General features: G+C 63.1%; 22 protein-coding genes. 12 read left to right on the forward strand and 10 right to left on the reverse strand.

From position 1 onward, the window contains the following. Window positions 1-3: 3 nt before the first annotated feature. The 10 genes from J2045_RS16510 to J2045_RS16555 all read right to left on the reverse strand — a co-directional run bounded on the left by J2045_RS16510 (window position 4) and on the right by J2045_RS16555 (window position 9,196). Complete coding sequence (locus J2045_RS16510; RefSeq protein ID WP_307374717.1) at window positions 4-543, reverse strand: hypothetical protein; 540 nt, start codon at window positions 541-543, stop codon at window positions 4-6. Then, a complete protein-coding gene (locus J2045_RS16515) occupies window positions 543-1,313 on the reverse strand; it encodes a hypothetical protein (RefSeq protein ID WP_307374719.1) in 771 nt (256 codons plus the stop codon). The genes J2045_RS16510 and J2045_RS16515 overlap by 1 nt, the downstream gene beginning before the upstream one ends. Further along, window positions 1,310-1,732 carry a hypothetical protein gene (locus J2045_RS16520; RefSeq protein ID WP_307374721.1) on the reverse strand — a complete coding sequence of 141 codons (423 nt, stop codon included), beginning with the start codon at window positions 1,730-1,732 and terminating at the stop codon, window positions 1,310-1,312. Before J2045_RS16520 ends, J2045_RS16515 begins: the two co-directional genes overlap by 4 nt. 16 nt (window positions 1,733-1,748) lie before the next feature. Next, window positions 1,749-2,078: a DUF2190 family protein gene (locus tag J2045_RS16525; protein WP_307374723.1), complete on the reverse strand. Its 330-nt coding sequence runs from the start codon at window positions 2,076-2,078 to the stop codon at window positions 1,749-1,751. A gap of 81 nt (window positions 2,079-2,159) precedes the next feature. After that, entirely contained in the window at window positions 2,160-4,364 is a 2,205-nt protein-coding gene (locus tag J2045_RS16530; protein WP_307374725.1) for a prohead protease/major capsid protein fusion protein, read from the reverse strand. Further along, window positions 4,348-5,910 (reverse strand): phage portal protein, encoded by a 1,563-nt coding sequence (locus J2045_RS16535; RefSeq protein ID WP_307374727.1) that lies wholly within the window; start codon window positions 5,908-5,910, stop codon window positions 4,348-4,350. The genes J2045_RS16530 and J2045_RS16535 overlap by 17 nt, the downstream gene beginning before the upstream one ends. Beyond that, window positions 5,910-6,137, reverse strand: a complete 228-nt coding sequence (locus J2045_RS16540; RefSeq protein WP_307374729.1) for a phage head-tail joining protein — start codon at window positions 6,135-6,137, stop codon at window positions 5,910-5,912. The genes J2045_RS16535 and J2045_RS16540 overlap by 1 nt, the downstream gene beginning before the upstream one ends. Further along, a complete protein-coding gene (locus J2045_RS16545; RefSeq protein ID WP_307374731.1) occupies window positions 6,134-8,197 on the reverse strand; it encodes a terminase gpA endonuclease subunit in 2,064 nt (687 codons plus the stop codon). Before J2045_RS16545 ends, J2045_RS16540 begins: the two co-directional genes overlap by 4 nt. Beyond that, complete coding sequence (locus tag J2045_RS16550; protein ID WP_307374733.1) at window positions 8,091-8,636, reverse strand: hypothetical protein; 546 nt, start codon at window positions 8,634-8,636, stop codon at window positions 8,091-8,093. The genes J2045_RS16545 and J2045_RS16550 overlap by 107 nt, the downstream gene beginning before the upstream one ends. Further along, the gene (locus J2045_RS16555) at window positions 8,636-9,196 is read right to left on the reverse strand and encodes a hypothetical protein (RefSeq protein WP_307374735.1); all 561 of its coding nucleotides are present in this window, start codon (window positions 9,194-9,196) and stop codon (window positions 8,636-8,638) included. The genes J2045_RS16550 and J2045_RS16555 overlap by 1 nt, the downstream gene beginning before the upstream one ends. Before the next feature lie 1,957 nt (window positions 9,197-11,153). Between J2045_RS16555 and J2045_RS16560 the strand changes: the two genes are divergently transcribed. The 12 genes from J2045_RS16560 (at window position 11,154) to J2045_RS16615 (ending at window position 16,767) form a co-directional block, all read left to right on the forward strand. Continuing rightward, window positions 11,154-11,318, forward strand: a complete 165-nt coding sequence (locus tag J2045_RS16560; protein WP_307374737.1) for a hypothetical protein — start codon at window positions 11,154-11,156, stop codon at window positions 11,316-11,318. A 91-nt stretch (window positions 11,319-11,409) separates the two neighbouring features. Beyond that, window positions 11,410-12,006, forward strand: coding sequence for a hypothetical protein (locus tag J2045_RS16565; protein WP_307374740.1), 597 nt, complete (start codon window positions 11,410-11,412; stop codon window positions 12,004-12,006). 304 nt (window positions 12,007-12,310) lie between these two features. Next, window positions 12,311-12,445, forward strand: coding sequence for a hypothetical protein (locus tag J2045_RS16570; protein WP_307374742.1), 135 nt, complete (start codon window positions 12,311-12,313; stop codon window positions 12,443-12,445). A gap of 32 nt (window positions 12,446-12,477) precedes the next feature. Then, a complete protein-coding gene (locus J2045_RS16575; RefSeq protein WP_307374744.1) occupies window positions 12,478-12,687 on the forward strand; it encodes a hypothetical protein in 210 nt (69 codons plus the stop codon). Between the two features lie 8 nt (window positions 12,688-12,695). Continuing rightward, entirely contained in the window at window positions 12,696-12,938 is a 243-nt protein-coding gene (locus J2045_RS16580) for a hypothetical protein (RefSeq protein ID WP_307374746.1), read from the forward strand. Continuing rightward, window positions 12,935-13,249 carry a hypothetical protein gene (locus J2045_RS16585; protein ID WP_307374748.1) on the forward strand — a complete coding sequence of 105 codons (315 nt, stop codon included), beginning with the start codon at window positions 12,935-12,937 and terminating at the stop codon, window positions 13,247-13,249. The genes J2045_RS16580 and J2045_RS16585 overlap by 4 nt, the downstream gene beginning before the upstream one ends. A gap of 3 nt (window positions 13,250-13,252) precedes the next feature. Then, on the forward strand, window positions 13,253-13,495 hold the full coding sequence (locus tag J2045_RS16590) for a hypothetical protein (RefSeq protein WP_307374750.1): 243 nt from the start codon (window positions 13,253-13,255) through the stop codon (window positions 13,493-13,495). Further along, window positions 13,492-13,725 carry a hypothetical protein gene (locus J2045_RS16595; protein ID WP_307374752.1) on the forward strand — a complete coding sequence of 78 codons (234 nt, stop codon included), beginning with the start codon at window positions 13,492-13,494 and terminating at the stop codon, window positions 13,723-13,725. The genes J2045_RS16590 and J2045_RS16595 overlap by 4 nt, the downstream gene beginning before the upstream one ends. Window positions 13,726-13,799: 74 nt before the next feature. After that, window positions 13,800-13,982, forward strand: coding sequence for a hypothetical protein (locus tag J2045_RS16600; protein ID WP_307374754.1), 183 nt, complete (start codon window positions 13,800-13,802; stop codon window positions 13,980-13,982). A 31-nt stretch (window positions 13,983-14,013) separates the two neighbouring features. Continuing rightward, on the forward strand, window positions 14,014-14,958 hold the full coding sequence (locus J2045_RS16605; protein WP_307374755.1) for a hypothetical protein: 945 nt from the start codon (window positions 14,014-14,016) through the stop codon (window positions 14,956-14,958). A gap of 31 nt (window positions 14,959-14,989) precedes the next feature. After that, the gene (locus J2045_RS16610) at window positions 14,990-15,205 is read left to right on the forward strand and encodes a hypothetical protein (protein ID WP_307374757.1); all 216 of its coding nucleotides are present in this window, start codon (window positions 14,990-14,992) and stop codon (window positions 15,203-15,205) included. After that, complete coding sequence (locus J2045_RS16615; RefSeq protein WP_307374759.1) at window positions 15,202-16,767, forward strand: DUF4942 domain-containing protein; 1,566 nt, start codon at window positions 15,202-15,204, stop codon at window positions 16,765-16,767. Before J2045_RS16610 ends, J2045_RS16615 begins: the two co-directional genes overlap by 4 nt. Window positions 16,768-16,809 lie beyond the last annotated feature (42 nt).

The following is a 16,809-nucleotide window of genomic DNA, read 5'->3' on the forward strand; positions in this document are numbered from 1 at the left end:
CGCTTAGCTGGGGACGCCCGGAGGTCCAGGCGGCGCAGTGACGTGCGTGTGGGTGGAACCGACGTTCTTGTCGTTGTGCCGCAGGCTCGAGCCGTTGATCTGGACGTCGCCATCGATGAGGACGTTGCCCTTGATCGTGAAGGTGGGCGTCTCGACCATGTAGCCAGAGGCGCTACCGGTGAGCTTGGTGTTGCCGATCACCCGGCCGAACATGGCCCCTTCCGCGAAGGGCTGCCCCACCTGCTCGGTGTAGCCACCGGGGAGGAGGAAGCCGCGCCCCATGTCGCCGTTCGGCGAGAACATCATCATGCGCTGGTTAACCGCGGGCGGCTCCCAGTCGACGACGTCCCCTGCCTGCTGCAGCCATGGGATCGGGGGAGACACGACACCGTGGGCGTCCACGATCGCCATGCCGGTGGCTGGGTCCACTTCCAGAACCTTGGCCTCACGGATCATATTGTTGATCCGCATTTGCTGGCGCTGGACGACACGCTCGAGGTGGACAAGGCGCTTGATCAGCTGAGCGAAAAGCGCCTCCGACATCAGGGTGTCCCTCCCGTCGGGGTCAGGAACACGATGTTCGGGGGCAGGACGCCGCCGGGGCTCCTGGGGGTGCCGAGGATGTCGAGCACCCTGTTGGTGTAGCCGAAGGTCCGGGAATAGACCTCGCCGTCCGGGCCGTTCGTGATGTAGTCCATCATGCCCCGGAGATCGTCGACCGTCTGGGAGTAGTCGCTGAACGTCTCCATCCTCTGGAGGAAGGTCTCAACGGTGGGATGAACCAGGCCCGTCACCTGCTCTCGCAGGCACTTCATTTCCAGGGTGATCTGGCGCGCTGCCAAGCGCTGCCCTCCCTCGATCGACGCGCCACGGCGGGAGATGACGTTGGTGCAGGTCACGTTCAGATGGTTGAAGAGCTGCGCGGCCGGGTTGTCAGCCTGCAGCGCCCTCAAGGCCTGATGCTCGAAGGCGTCGAGCGTGATCTCGATCTCTGGGTCAGTGACCGGGCAGTCGAGCGAATAGGACGCCATCTCCCCGGAGCTCTCGACCTTGGCGGCTTGCACCACCAGCAGCTCGAGCGTGACCGTCAGCATGCGGTCCTTGAAGGTGCCGCCACCCTTGTTCCAGTGCTGGCTGTCGTAGTCGGTGTAGACCACGCAACAGGGGAACGCGCGATCGGCTGCCATGTCTTCGACCGGCTCGATCTTGGAATCGAAGATGTTCGGCCCGGCCAGTGTCGGCCACGGGGCCTGCATGAAATTGTTCAGGGCGCAGACGGCTGCCAGCCGCGTCAGAACACGATTGATGGTCATCCCTGCGCTCCTCTTTGTGCCAGCATCAGAACCAACCTCGACATGCCGTCACGCTGGGCGGAGGTCACGTCGAACTCGGGAAGCTCCGGGCGGTCAGGGAACGACACGATGTCGCCCTGCTTGGGCTCCTGGACGCCGATGGGGAAATAGATGCGGTCGACGGATAGCTGCGGGTCTCTGCCTGCATGCAGAGAGCGAAGGTCGTTCGCCTCTCGGTAGGACTTACGGACGCCGAGCTGAATGCCGAACTCGGTGGAGAAGTAGTCGAAGATCCCCTTGCCCCGGATCACCTGTCGGTTCGGGTCAGGCATGGGCCGACCATTCGGGGTCGACACATACGGGGTGAGTTCGAAGGAGATCGCGTTGGTTCTGTCGACCGTCCTGCTCAGCATGCGGTCAAGACGGTCGAAGATGGCCATCGCGATCTCCCTATGATCAGAAGTTGTCGTTCAGGCGAACCTGGGCGTTCACATCGCCGGCAGCGGCGACCGCGGTGGTTGCGCCGACCTTGGTGTTGCCGGAGGCAACGGAGGTCATGAGACCGGCCGGAGTGGCGTAGACGTCAGCGCCTTCCGCGAAGGTGTTGCCGGCCACCTTTTCGAGGCCATAGACACCACCGCACTCGAGGTCGAACTTGGCGCCTGCGACTGCCGACTGATGGGCCACGCCGAAGAACGCGCCGATCTTGTAGAACTTGCCGGACACGACGCCACCCGCCGGAGCGGTCAGGGTGAGGGTCTTCCCGGGCTGGACAAAAGTCTTCATGGGGGTTTCTCCCGTTTCAAGAAAAAGAAAACGCCGGCCTGGTGAGAGCCGGCGTCGTGGTCAGGTCCGATCGCTAGGCGATCAGTTGCCCGGGTTGCTGTAGCCGAAGCGGTAGTCCGTCAGACCAGCACCGAAGTAGTGGTCGAGGCGGTACTCGACGCCGTCGTATTCGAAGCCGTAGCGCTCCATGGTGCGCGGCGCTTCGTAGCCCGAGAGGTACGAATACTGCAGGCCGCGGCCGAGGGTCTGCTGCGGGGTCGCGAACAGGTACCAGGCCTTGGAGGACTTCCGGTCGATGCGGGACTCGTAGACCGGCTGCAGCGACTTGACCGCCTGGGGGACGACCTGGTCGGGAGTGGTCGGCGAGGTGATGCCCTGGATGAGCTTCTGCGCCGGCACTTCGTTGTCCGTACCCACGAAGAGGTAGGTCGGAGCAATCGAGATCTGCTGGCCGTCGATGTCCTTCATCTTGCGGAAGGCCACGCGGCCGGCGACAAGAGCGGCTTCGGTCAGAGCGGTACCGGCGACCAGGTTGCCGCGGCTGGCGTGGAACAGTTCCAGCTGGTCGCTCTTGAGCTTCATGTTGTCGAGAACGACCGACCACACGATGTTGCCCTCGAGGCGAGCAACGACACGGCCCCAGTTGGCGATGACGTTCGCGAACGCGCCGAGCTGGTCGTTGATGATCATGGCCTCGGTGAGACCGATGATCTTACCGAAGTGGCGGATCGAGAAGCCTTCCTGGCTTTCCTTGATCGTGCCACGGCGGTACTCGCCCTTCTCGGTCAGTTCCTCGAGCTCGGGGCCGTTACCCATCTCGAGCACCTTCACCTCACGCAGGTCCGGCATGACGTTCCGGCTTGCGATGAGCTGGAACGTGTTCTGCTCCTGCTCGAGGGTGTAGGCGTTCATCATCGTCTGGCGGGTGATTTCGCCGAGGATGATCGGGAAGTCCGAGGTCGAGTGCAGCGAACGCTTCACGATGTCGACCGGAGCACCGCGCCAGTTTTCGCCGCGCTGCATCAGCAGCTCACGGCCGATGTCAACCAGCGACATCGAGCGATAAAGCTCAGCGCCGGCAATCAGCGTCTGGGTCAGGGCGGAGCGGTGCATGATGGCGTTCACCATCAGGCCACGGGTCGTTTCCTGCGCATCGCGCATGCCGCGAGTGCTGGAGATCGGGAAGGTCGGCGCGGTGTTCTCACGCTTGATCAGGTGATCGAGCAGAGCGGCACGGAAGGCGTCGGTGTCCTGGCCGGTGGAGATGGCCGTGCGGACGAAGTCTTCCGTTTCGGAAACGCCGGCTTCACGAGCGAGGCTGGAGATCTCGGAGGCGCGCTTGCGCTCCCGCTCCTGTGCAGCGCGGACGGCAGTGTCGACGTCGGCAGTGGTCAGGCCGTTGACCGGCTGAGTCTGCTCGTTGCGGGACTGCGTCTGCTGGGTCTGCTGAGCCTGCTGGGTGAGTTCCGCAGCGCGCTGAGCTGCAGCCTCGCCCTCGGCCCGGACGCGGTCTTCCTCGTCGTAGGCCTCGAGGAGGCGCTTGCTCAGCGCGTCGTCGGTTTCGTTCTCGTTGCGGACCAGTCCTGCGCCCAGGGCGAGGACTTCGAGTTCCTTGCCCTTGAGGGTCTTGGCGGCTGCGCGCTTGTTCATGGGGGTCTCCTTTGTGGGTGCCGCTTCGCGGACGGGTTCTTGGACTTCGTCATCGGCCTGACGGATCAGGACGACCTCGTAGCTGTCTTCTCGCCTGCGCTCGTCGTCGGAACGAGTGTAGGCATTCGGGTCCGCCGGGATGGGGACAGCGGAAATCTCAAGCGGCTCCCAGTCCGTTGCTCGCAACGTCGGGAGAGCTTTGTCGCTGCCCTCGGCTTTCTCGAATTTGTGGATCCGGTAGCCCACCGAAATTGGGATCGGGTGGCCATCCAGAAGGTCTTGGAAAAGGGTGTCGCCCAGGCCGCTCCGGGAGAACTTCACCGTTGCGTAGCCCTTCTTCCCTTCGATGCGGACGGATTCGGGGACGATGGTTCCGAGCCGGTTCGCCATAGACCAGTTGTCGTGGGAATCGAGGAGGGACATGCCACCCCGGAACCGATCCATCCGGATCGCCTTCGGGTCGCATGCGAGGACTTCCATGTAGTCCCCCTCGTTCCAGGTGCGGCGGCGAACAGGGTGCTCAGTCGTCCAAACGACCTCGACCGTGCGCTCCGCTTCGTTGACCGTATCCTTGCGAACTTCGACGTCAGCGAAGCTCCGCGGAATACGGATCGTTTCCTCAAGAGCTTTCGGCATCGCCGTCTCCTGTGCTCTGCGTTGTGATTTGGGCTTGGCCTTGCGCTGAGACCTTCCGAGGATCGGAGTCGAAGACGAGGCCCGAGGTGGTCTTGTCCACCTCCGCGAACCACTCGTTGAACTCCTTGAGAACCTCCTTTGGGTTGCGACCGGTTTTGCCGATCACTTCCTGCGGCGAGCGCTTGCCCATGCGCATTTCGAGGAGATCAGCCCGTGCCTCGTCGAGGCGGTTGATCTCGTCGAACTCCGGCGGTTCCCACTCGACATTGACGACCAGGTCGAACGGGATCTTCCCGGCTTCCTTGGCTGCCTGAATGAACCAGCCCCAGATTTTCTCCATCACCTGCGGGATGATGAAGTGCCACTGCATGTCGGTGACGAAGCGCCGGTATGCGAGCAGCCCCAGCTTGCCGGATGCGAAGTTGGCCTGGCTGAAATCCCCGGTCATCAGCTCGTATGGAAGGCGAGCGCCTGCCGCGATGCTGCGATGCCGGGTGCGGATGTAAGCCTCGATGCCCGCCGAGATGGCAGGCGTGTTGAACTTCACATCCCGGCCACCATGGGCGACCAGGAACATGCCCGGCTCCATCCGCTCATAGGGATTGCCGTAGATGTCCCGCATCTGGACGGCGTCACCGTCTCCGGTCTGGGTCTCGTCGAGGCCGATGTTGGGATCCTCGCCGAGGTCGTCGTCATCGCCGGGGATGACTACGCCGACGTTGCAGGCCTCTGCGCGCTTGCGCACGTTTTCAGCCAGCTCGTAGTCCTTGAGTTCCTGGATCTCGTTGAGAACCGGAGAAGTCCAAGGAGCGCCACGGCTCTGCGCCGTCTGAGGCTCGAACATATGGGCGATGTCGGCAGCGTCCACGAAGGAGCTGACGAGTGACTGCCCGTAGGTCATGCGACCGCCTTCCGGGTTCGCTGGGAACATCCAGTATCCCCGGCGCCGGCCGATGCGGTCGTATTCGATGCCATCGACGATCGCGTTGGTATCGTTGCTCGGCAGCTGGTTTTTGTTCCAGTCGCAGAACTCGGTCTCGAGCACCTGGATCTGCAGGGGGACCGGCAGCCCATCGGTGAGGCGACGACGGCGGCGGCGCAGGTAGCCTTCGCCGTCCTGCACCATCATTCGAGCGAGGGTGTAGACCGAGCCGTTGGCTCCGGTGGTGCCCTCAACGTGCGCCACCTTTTCCCACTCGGCATAGAGCTGGTCGATGAACTGGTCCCAGGTCGGGTTCCCCGTCTTGGCCCGAGGCATGATGCCGGGGCCGACGAGGTTGTCGGCGTGGGTGGTTACGATCTTTGCCGCGAGCGGATTATTGCGGACAGCATCGCGCGATCGAGCACGAAGCGTCGCCCCGTCACGGGCAACGTGGCTATCCGCTGTACCGCGCGAATTGCCCCAGTTCTTGCTGAGCCTTCCGTTCTTGGCCGCTTCGTACCCACGGGTGCCACCCAGCAACTCCATCTTCCGACGGCTCGCCATGCGCTTTGCGCCGGCCTCCGGGTTGAACCAACCGATCAGCTTATCAAGGGGATTCCCCATCAGCGCCCCCTTGAAAATGTGGTGAAGATGACGTGCTTGCGGCGTTTCCCGCGAACGGCTGTGGTCAGCTCGTCCAGCACGGCTTTCATTTCGTCCATCGACCGATACGTGACGTCACGCTCTCGGAAGCGGACACGAGACGCGCCGGAGTAGTAGGCCTCGGCAAGATCCCGGAGGAACGCCTGCTTCTCTTCCGGCGACAGTTCGTCGAGGAAAGGATTGCTCATCCCCAGATACTCCCGCTGCCCTGCATCCAGCCCCCACCAGGCTTTCGCTTGGCGGGAGGCGGAGTGGACTGTTGCTGTTGCTGTGGCTCGGGCTCCGGCGCGCGGCGTCTAGCCGGCCCGTCTCGAAGCTTGCCGAGGTTGAGGATCATTTGGGCTGCGCCCTGCATGGCCTCGCAGTCGAGGTAGTGGTTGTCCCTCGCCTTCTGGACCCACTTGACCTTGCCCCCAGGGGCACGGGTCCGGGCTTCCGAGACGATCTGCCGGCAGTAGTCCTCGGTGATGTCCTCCGGCAGGTGCCAAGCTCCGGGCTGATCGTCGAGCCACCTCACCCGCTGCTGGACCCACGACTTGAAATAGTCGGTGTCCAGGCGGAGTAGCTCGAGTCCCTGCTTGAACTCCTTGCCGTCGATTTTCACGTCGATCTTGCTGCTGACGATCGGCTTCCGCATCGTGGTCGACGAACCCTTCGTCGCTCGGACGAGGTTCGGGAACCGACGGGCGAAGGCGTAGACGCGGTGTTCCGGTACCAGGAACTTCTTGCCGGGGCGGAAGCCGGAGTCGACGAGGGCGAGCCGGATGGGCAGGCCGTCGTATGTGCCGGTGACCACCTGGGCCAGATCGTTCCAGACATCGAGCTCCTCGGTCGGGCCGTACAGCTGATCAGCGTCGATCAGCCAGGACGTGCCGAATGCTCCCCACCCTCGAACCGTGTAATAGATCCGGTCCTTCTGGACGTCGGCGGTGAGCGTCAGGAGGCGGACACCTTCTGGCACTTCCCGCATGCGGTAGTCCGGCAGCGCGCGGTCCATGACCTCGCCCCACTCGGGAACCGCTCCACCGCCGGGTGAGTAAAGCTCGCCAAAGCCCTGATTTTTAACGGACTGGATAGCGTTCGGATCACCCGATCGGACGGCCTCAACGTAGCGTGAGGCGCGCTCACCCCACGAGACAAAGGGAGAGCAGAGACCTGAAACCCAGAAGCTTATGGTGGTGCTCTCAGGCGGCAGGCCGTCGACAATCCCACCGGGCAGGATCTTCTGACCGGGCGCGACGTAGACGCCGTGCTCGTTCATCCATTCCTTGGCGAGGTAGTTCGAGTTGGTCACGGTGACCGGGTCGTTCTCCTTGATCACGCACCCGTTGGTGCAGACAAGGTGAGCCGTGCGCTTGGCCAACGAGGCGCTGGAGGGCATCTCTCTGCCGTGCTCGTCGACCGGCTTATCCCACCCCAGGCACTGAAACCTCGGGATGAAGAACTCGCCGCAGTGAGGGCACGGCCATGCCCAATGGTACTTCGTGCCGGTCAGCCAGAGACGCCAGATAACCGACTGGATTTCCTCCGGGTCGCTGTCGGCCCAGAACTCAAGACCGCTCTCGGGATCGCGCTCCACATCGGTGCTCCCCAAGCTCGGGGTTGAGGTGATGGCATGGACGAAGTCGGCGTAGCTATCGCCGCGGGCGTCGATCAGGCCGATCGGGTTACCCTGACCGTTGAGCTGCGCCATCATCTCGTCGGCTTCGTCCGTCAGCGCCAGGCCGAACGGGTCGGACTTGAGGGCCGTCGAGGATCGACCGTGGGCCAGACGAACCGGCACACCGTTGATCAGCTTGCGGGTTACCTTCTGCCTGCTCTTCGGAGCGCACCGGTCGACCAGGCAGGTGTTCTGCATCAGGTCTTCCATGCGCGGAGCCCACTGCTCCACCAGGAACTGGCGGGACGGGCCGGCATAGATCATCGGTACCGGCGAGGTGTCGAGGCGCTCACCCATGATGTCGAGCAGGGTTTCAGACTTGCCCGACTGGGCCGACACAACCATGACGGCGCGCTTGTGCGTCTTGGCATGAACCGCCATGGCGAACGGGATCATGTAGGGCGTGACCTTCGGCTCTCTCGGGCCGGGCTTGCCGGATGTCGAAGGATAGGTCCGGTTCTCTCTCGCCCACTGGACCGGGTTAGTCCTCGGTCTCGGCCTCAGAAGCCTCGCTGCCGACTCGAAGAGTTTGGAGACGTTTGATTTGGCGATCTGCCAATCGGAGCCGTCCTCGATCGATGATTTCATTGAGCCTATGCCGCTCTGTCGGCACCCCTGTTATCTCGGCAGGCAAGCCCGACAGGTAGGCGTTGAAGTCACCCACGATCTCCTGGAGGACGCCGTCAGCCTCCTCGAGCGGGATCAGCTCCCTCTCTTTGCGGGCACGGGCCATCCGGATCTCGAGGGTCTTCTCGTCCCTGAGTTTGTCGATGCTGGCGCTACCGGTTTTCTTTTCGCTGCCGTCCTTCAAAAAATCGCAGTAGGCCCGGACGGTGTTGGCCACATGGAACTTGCCCTTCTCGGCGGTGATCACCCCGTCGCTCTGCAGCTTTCGAAGGAAGCGCGACGAGATCTTGAGGACCGCCGCCATGTCGATCTGAGAGAGCATCTGCTCTGCAACCGGGATGGCCTTCGCCGCCTTGGCCTTCGGCTTCGGCTTCGTCTTGGGGGCTGGCGCCTTCGCCATCAGAACCTCATCAGCTTGGTGATGCGCTTCGTCACGGCCTCCTCGAGCACGGCCGGAGCCTGCGCCATGAAGATCGAGGCGGAGTCGCCATCTGGGATTTCTTCTCGGAGAGCCGGACCAAACAGCCGGCGGATCTTGCCCCACTTCGGCCCGGTGCCCGTCGATGCGAACCGGCCTCTTGCCGATCGAGGCTGCCAGGATCGGCTGTCATGGGTCCAAAGGACTCGAGGGGCTTTCACCCCCGCCTCCCTGGAGCGCATCATGTAGAAGCCGCCCTTGGTTGCGAACGATCGCTTGAAGATGCGTGGGTTGTTCCAGACGTCCGACCTGACCGAGCCTCGATCGCTGATCTGGATCTTGCTGTTTAGCCTGGACTTAACAGCGACCGACCGGAGGCCCTTGTAGTTCTCGGCCCGGATACCGCCCTTCACCGAGAAGATGTCGTAAGCCAGGATGCCCTGCCGACCGACGCCCCGGGTGTTGGCCACCACATAGGACTGGTACTGACCGGCCTTGAGGTTCATCTGCTTGGTGACCGTCTTCTGGACCACCGTCTTCATTTTTCGGCCGGCGTCGACAACGCCCCGGTACATCTCTCGCTGCGCTCTGGGGGATGCCAACTGCTCTGCAGCTCGAGCCATCCTGGTGACCAGCAAAAGGTTGGAGCCGCTCCGTACAACGTACACGTTTCAGCCCTCCATCGGCATGCAACCGGCCACCCACCAAACGACCGGTTTGTTCTACAGATCGCCCCGGTACCGGTGGCCTATTGGAATTTCGTTTCTATCCGCCCGGTGGCATCACCCCATTTCGTTGCGCGATCTGAGCAAATCCATTCCTCGCCCGGCCGGCCCCGGATCCAGGAATCGGAAGCCTGAAATTGAAAACACCGAAATCGCTCAAATGCTGCGCTGCCGCTCGCCCGCGGTCGGGGGGTCTGGGGGGCGAAGAACCTAAGGCCGCCGGGGGGTAGGCAGGGGCGGCGGGCCATGGGCGGCAGGGGTGGCGGGGGCTGGCTGGCAGGCTAGGCAGGCGGCAGGCGTGGCCATGGCGGCAGGCGGCGGCAGGGGGTGACCGGCGGCAGGCTGGCAGGGGTGGACGGCAGGCAGGCAGGCGGTAGGCTGGCAGGCTGGCAGGACGTGGCCACGCTAGACCGACGGCAGGCAGGCAGGCAGGCGGCAGGACATGGCCGGGGGTACGCTTCCCCCCTTCCCTGCCTATCGGCACGGCTTCCCCCTTCCTTCCCCCCGTGGGGGGCGGAGACAAGCGGCGGACTGTGAAGGGCTGGCAGGTGCTGGCCAGCTGTCACCGGCTGGCAGATATTGGCGACGCTATGCGGGTTATTGCCTGCCTCTTCTGGGCACCCCCGCCGGGGCTTTGTCGGCTGGCAGGATCTGGCCACGGCTTCCCCCTTCCCCCGCCGGGGTTACCGACAGGGGCTGGATATGGTGCGCCGTGGCCACGCTATGCGGCGGCAGGCTTGGCAATGTCGGGGGAGAATCGGCGGCGGTTTCTAGTCGAGATTCGCCGTTATTGATTCGCTTTTAGACTCGCGGCGGTTGAAACGTCAACGGCGCTAAATCCGGCGGGTTTAGACCTGCTAATGCGGGGTGATTTGGGTGATTTGCCGAATAGGGTAATTCAATCTGAATAGAGGCCGGTTAGCGTACCTGGCGATTGCCTGCCTGTTTTCATTGGCTTTTCTGGCTTGGCTTGGCTGGCTTTCAGGTGTAGCAAGCATGCAGATTTATTTCAATCAAATCAGGTGCTTAGGTTCTCGGTCAATTCGTTACGTATGTTTTTCAAGCGAAACGTATTGACGGCAATGCATACCGCATTTATGAAGGGGGCAAGCCAAACGAAATTTTGGTGACTGACAAACCGGTTCCGGGGTTTCGGCCTTGCGGTTTGGGTTCTTTGACAAGCAGGTATCAGGGTCTCAGATCCGCCATGTAGTGACGGGGGTTTGCCGTAAGGTTTTCCTCTTGAGTGAAAAGGCGGGTTAGATACTTGGGTATCAATGCACCGGTCATTGGCAAAGTTAGCTTTGCGGTCCCTATGTAGCGGGATGACTTAATAATAGCACATTATCAAATGTTCCGGATCTGAGATCTATATGGAAGACACGATAAGGCCGGTTCATTAACCGGCTGAACGGCGGTGACTGTATAGGCAACCTTACCTGTGAAGAGATACAGGGTATTGACGTTCGCTCTAAATGCGAACTACAAGCGAGATGATTGACGGAAAGATAGATAACCACGGTTGGCAATACAGGGCAGGCAATAGCCTTTTGAAGTTTCGAAAAAACGCCTTTCAACATAGGGAAGTCCCTAGCCGCGGCTAGATAGTTCTGTGAACAATTCGTTAGCACGTATCGAATTGAGCAGAACGGAAACCAATCGGCAAAACGTGCAACAAGTTTCTAAGACCGGCTAGAGCAATCTGGCCGGTCTTTCACGTTTCAAGACCTAAGCCGGTTAGGCGGTTTAGGCGTTGAAACGAAGGGAAACGGAAATGATCGGTTATCTAAACAAGACCAAAAGCGGCTTTGTTCTCACTATCTGCGATGCACCTTGCACCGGGGAAGCGTTCAACAATGCGGAAAAGGTCGCGGTTAGCGGCAAGCGGGAAGCGAACCGGATTTGCAATGAAAGGGGGGTGAAGCCTCATAACTGGTGACCTTGACAGTCTTAAGCCCACGGTTAGCGCCGTGGGCTTAGGGAAGCCAAGGGCTTCAACCGGCAATCATGCCACATAGGAAACAACGACAATGACGAAATTCACCATCATCACCGGCAAGGCTCTTGCATCGGCTATCAAGGGCCGCGCGGCTCAGGTCGAAACGTTCAAGGAACGTGAACATCAGCTTGCGACTTCCTGCCTTCACCATGTCGAGCAGCATTCGGACGTCGTCCACCTGAACGGCCTTCTGTCCGTCACCCCGGCCAACTATCGGCGCGGTCTGGTCTTGTGGGCCGTGGCCTACGGCAAGGTGACCTATGACGCAAAGGAACGGGTTTTCGCCTTTGCCAAGGGCAAGAAGTCGGATCTTCCGGGGGCGGAGTCCGTCGCACCTGCCGACTATGAAAAGGCGGCGAAGACCGGCGGCGACAAGACGGCGAAGACCCTCATGGAACGGCTGGAAAACGCGGCGGCGAAGACGATCAAGGATGAAGCCGCCACGCCGGAAGATCTCGCCCTTGCCAAGGCGCTGGCTGCCTTCTTGCAGCACCACAAGCGCGCCGTCGTGGTCGACATGGTCAAGGCCAAGGCCACGGCGAAGACCCCGGCCAAGGCCAAGGCCCCGGCCAAGCCTGCCCCGGTCGCAACGCAGGAAGCCCCGCAGCTCGATCTGGTCGCAGCCTGAAAGGGGGACCGGTTCACGGTAATACAGGGGGGGCGGCGCTAGTCGCCCCCTTTCGTGCGCCTATGCAAGGGCGGGTTCTGCCCCGCCTTTCCATGGCCGCACGGCCACCCCGGCAATTATGCCCCAACGGAGATCCACCCCCATGCGTATCCGCCCCCTCGCGCCCCGACGCTGGCTTGTCGAGAACCGCCGCCAGTCCGGCATCGTGTGCGGTTCCTTCGCCCGTGCGTACCTGATCGGTCGCATTGCGCCCCTGCTTGGTCGCCGGATGCTTCCGGCCCTCGCCGCCGCGACGTGGTGACCAATGGCCCCGCATCCGTCCGTCTCGCTCGCCCTCGCCTGCCTGCCGATCATGGCCCTCGTCCTGCTCATGGACACGCCCGTCGGCACCATTGCCGAAGGCCTGGCCCGTATCGTCTACGCGCTCGCCGCCCGCTAACCCGCAACCATGCGAAAAAGGAGATCCGCCCCATGCCACGGGTGAAGTCCGCCTATGCCCCCGACGACCGTCACCGTCAGGTCGCGCCCCTGCTCGATCCGCACTATGACGACGGCCTCGACCTCGACCTCGACGCCTTCGTCTCGCTCGCCCTCCCGCGCGCATCCGACCGGCTGGCCTATGCCGCCACGCTTCTGGCCGAGGACGGCACCCCCTGCCTCCGCCTGTCCTCGATCGGTTGAGGTGCGCCATGGTCCGCCTCGACCCGCAATCCCCCGCCGTGCGCACCATCTCCCAGTGGCAAGCCGCCGCCCCCGCCCTCGGTGTCCGCACATGGCAAGGCGCAATGCGCCGCTCCGCCCTCGCCAATGGCCAAGCCATCGCGATGCTGTCCACCGACGGCGCAATCATCATGGATCGCGACGAGTCCTCCGCCACGCGCACCAGCACCCGCGTCCTGGCCCCGTCAGAAGTCCGGTGGATGCGCCCGTGATCCGCCCCGCCCCGATCACGACCATGGCGCTGATTATCTTCGCCATCGTCCGCCTCGCGCCCGCCCCGACGGTCGCTGACACGGGCAAGCCCTTCGGCGCCCCGCACCCCGTCAAATCCGCGCCCGTGGCCTCTGCGCCTGCGCCCGTGGTCGACGAGTGGGCCGCATACATCCCAAAGCTCGCCCCCGTGCCGCCTCGCCGCCCCAAACCGGCCAAGCCGCGCACCCGTCGCAAGCCCACGCCCCGCCCCCTGCCGATCGGCCGCGTGGCGGAGCCCGTCGCCTTCACGTTCTCGATTTCGATCCGGTGACCCATGGCCTTCACCGCCATCGAAAACATGAGGGTCGGCTATCTCGTCGGGTTCGAAGACCGAGAGAGCAACAGATACATCATCTTTGACCCCCGGGATCGCGGCTTCACCCTCTACACGGGCCGATACGGGCACGGATGCAATCCCATCACAGGACCGCGCGCCCGCCCCTACATCGACAAGCTCACCCCCGAACAAATCGCCCTCTGCACCGCCGCATCACTCTTGCGAAAGGACTCCCCATGACCTTCAACGACGCCCACGCCGCCCACGCCGCCGCTGACGAGCGCTGGATGGCCGAGATCCGCGCCGCCTACCCTCGCGAGTGGGCCGGTGACGTCCGTTACACCGACCGCGCCCAGGGTGAAGAGGGCAGCCCGTTGCGCGCCGCCTATGAGGAGTATCAGCGCACCCGCCTGACCTTCGAGGCCGCGCTCGCCGTCGCCTACCCGTCCGCCTGCCAGCCCGCCGCATGATCATGGCCAAGACCCGCGCAAAGAGCCCCACATCCCTGGCCTCGAAGCTCGCCGCTCTGCGCCCCGGAGAGACCATGTATCTCGACGACCCGCGCGAACACAGCACCCCCTTGGATCGCCAAGTTCAGGCGATGGCCGTCAAATCGGGCAGCGGTGACCGCTTCATCACCGCGCGCATGGTCGCCGTGCAGGCATCGCCCGCCGCAGCCGTCCCGATCCTCGCAATCACCAAGGTCGGCCTGCCCGACCCAGACTGACCCGCCACCTATGGCACCCATGGAGACCGACATGATCGACACCTCGCCCGCCGCGCCCCGCCTCGACGTGCGCCTGCCCTTCTCCGGGTTCTACGAGACCGTCTGGTCGCACGAGCTGGACCACGAGGAGAGTTCCTTCGTCGAGTACCGCACCGAAAACCATGACAAGAGCGACAAGGAGCAGGAGGCATGGTGGCCCGAGCGCCTGCGCCTCGACGCGGAAAAGCTCCACGAGATCCTGTCGAAGGTCACCGACCAGCATGCCGCCCGCGAGGCCATCGCCAAGGATTTCGTGCCGACGTTCGACGCGATCCTCGGCGAGGCCATGGGCCTGTCCGTCCCGACCGAGGGCACCCGCTACTGCTACAAGACGCAAACCATGGTGCCGCATACCTACGACCGCGACACCGTGGGGCTGGAGCTCAAGACCTTCACCTCCGCGCGTGGCAACTACACCACCCAGACCGACTGGATACACGCGACCATCCCCCTGCCCGTGGTCGAGCTGCTCTTCATCCGGTCCCGCATCGACTGGCACAAGCGCCTGCGCGAGCTGATCGACGACGACGGCCACGACCCCGACGAAGAGCTGGCCTCCCCGCTGACCGACTGGTGCCAAAACAGTTGCTGGCGCCTGCTCACCGCCTGCCTGCCCCTCTACGGCGTCGAGGAGATCGAGAACCAGTGCGCCACCGCCATGGCCGAAGAGTCAGAGTTTCACCGCGCCTGGAGCAACGCCGTCGACTGGAAAAAGTTTGAGGCTGAGCGCACCGAGGCCCGCGCCGAGCCGCTTGCAGACTGGATCGAGGATGACCTTGAGGCCGTCGCACACTGGCGCGTCAACCACCCCGACGAGTTCGCCGAGATCGTCGCCTCTGTCCCGCATGCCTTCTACCCGTTCGCAGAGGCTCTGTCCCTCGGCACCCTCTCCTACCACTGCCCGGAGACACCCGACCTGTTCGAGTGCGCCGCCTAACCCGCCACCCATGGCAAACGAGGAAACACCCATGCCTGTTGAGATCCTGCCCGCCCGCCTTCAAGTCGAGGGACGCCCGACCGTCGTCCGGCTCGAGCCCATGACCAAGGCACCGCCCGCCGCCCCGCTTCGCACCCTCGTCCTGATGGTGGCGATCCTCGTCCTCGTCCTGGCCGCAGCCCTCGCCGCCTGCGCCGGCTACATCATCGAGTGGGCCGAGCGCTCCGCCTATTCGGAGCAGGCATGACCATGAACGCTATCGTCACCCGCCAAACCGTCGAGCAGATCTGCGCCTTCCGCGACCAAGCAATCAAGCAATTCAGCAACGCATTCGAGAAGATCGAGGAGGCGTCCGACGCCATCCGCCAAGCCCATAAGCTCTGGGAAGGGGCCGCTCCGGGCAAGCCCGGCTATTACTCGAACCTCAATCAGGAGGTGGAGTCGTTCTCGAATGCGGTGAGCCTGCCCGATCGCGACATCTACCTGCGCACAGCCAAGCGCCTGATCGACGTTACCGTGTGGACCCATGTGATCCAGCACACCGGCATTGAAAACCTGATGGACAAGGAAGCGAAGGATCAGCTTCGATCGCAGATGCGGTATGTCCCCGAGCGCCGCGGCCGAGATGGCGAGATCATCAATCAGGATGAGATCGACCGCATGCTTCCCGAGGTCACCCCCGAGAATGTCTATGCCACGCTCGAACGTTTTCAGGCGGACGCGGAGATGATCTTCCGGCGCGGCATCGTCAACGTCTTCTCGAAGCTCGACCGCCGCTTCCGCTCACACGACGGGTTCAAGGTCGGCTCACGCATGATCCTCGACTACCTCTGCAACAGCGACGGTTACTTCAGTACAACGAGCGACCGCGCCGACCGTCTGAGTGACGTCGAGCGGGCGTTCCGAGTGCTGGAGGGGAACGCCGATCACGCCGGGTTCTACGGCATTGCCAATAAGATCTATCGCGAGCGGCGGAACTTCGAACGCGCCCGGTCTGAGCATGAGAACGCATACTTCAAGGTGCGCATCTTCATGAACGGCAACGCCCACCTCTGGTTTACTCGCAAGGATCTGGTGGAAAGGATCAACAAGATCCTCGCCGAGCACTACGGGGAAACGCTGGGCGATGGCATGACCAAGGAAGCCGATCCGCTCAAGGATGTGAAGACCACACCCGCCAAGCGTTATGGCTTCTTCCCCACGCCGGACGCGGCAGCCGAAGAAGTCTTCCGCAAGCTCAACACTTGGCAGTCCGCAACCAACGATCGCCTGCGCATCCTCGAACCGTCCGCCGGCACCGGCCAACTGGCCCGCCGCGCAGCCACCGTCGGCAACGATCTGGCAGAGTGGCAGCGCGAGAAGTTCAAGGACCACCGCTTCGACCACGCCGTCGACTGCATCGAGATCCAGCCGCACCTGGCCCACCAGCTGGAGGCGGAAGGCATCTACAATAGGGTGACCTGCGCTGACTTCCTCACCGTCAAGCCCGACCCGTCCCGCCTTTACGACCGAGTGGTGATGAACCCGCCGTTCGACCGCGAGCGTGACATAGACCATGTGATGCACGCTTTCGAGTTCCTGAAACCTGAGGGCCAGCTCGTCGCCATCATGTCGGCGGGCACCGAGTTTCGCGAGACGAAGAAGTCGATCGCCTTCCGCGACCTGATGGAAAAGCTCGGCGCAGAATGGTCAGACCTACCCGCTGGCTCGTTCGCAGAGTCCGGCACCTACTGCAACACCGGCATCCTTGTGGTCTGGAAGAGCGGCAAGCCGCGTCGTTACGGTCGCCCCACCTGGGAAAAGCTCTAACCCTTTCAGCCGCAGCCGTGCCCCCACACGGTTGCCCCATGC

Source organism: Peteryoungia aggregata LMG 23059, from assembly GCF_030814435.1.
Taxonomy (GTDB): Bacteria; Pseudomonadota; Alphaproteobacteria; order Rhizobiales; family Rhizobiaceae; genus Allorhizobium; species Allorhizobium aggregatum.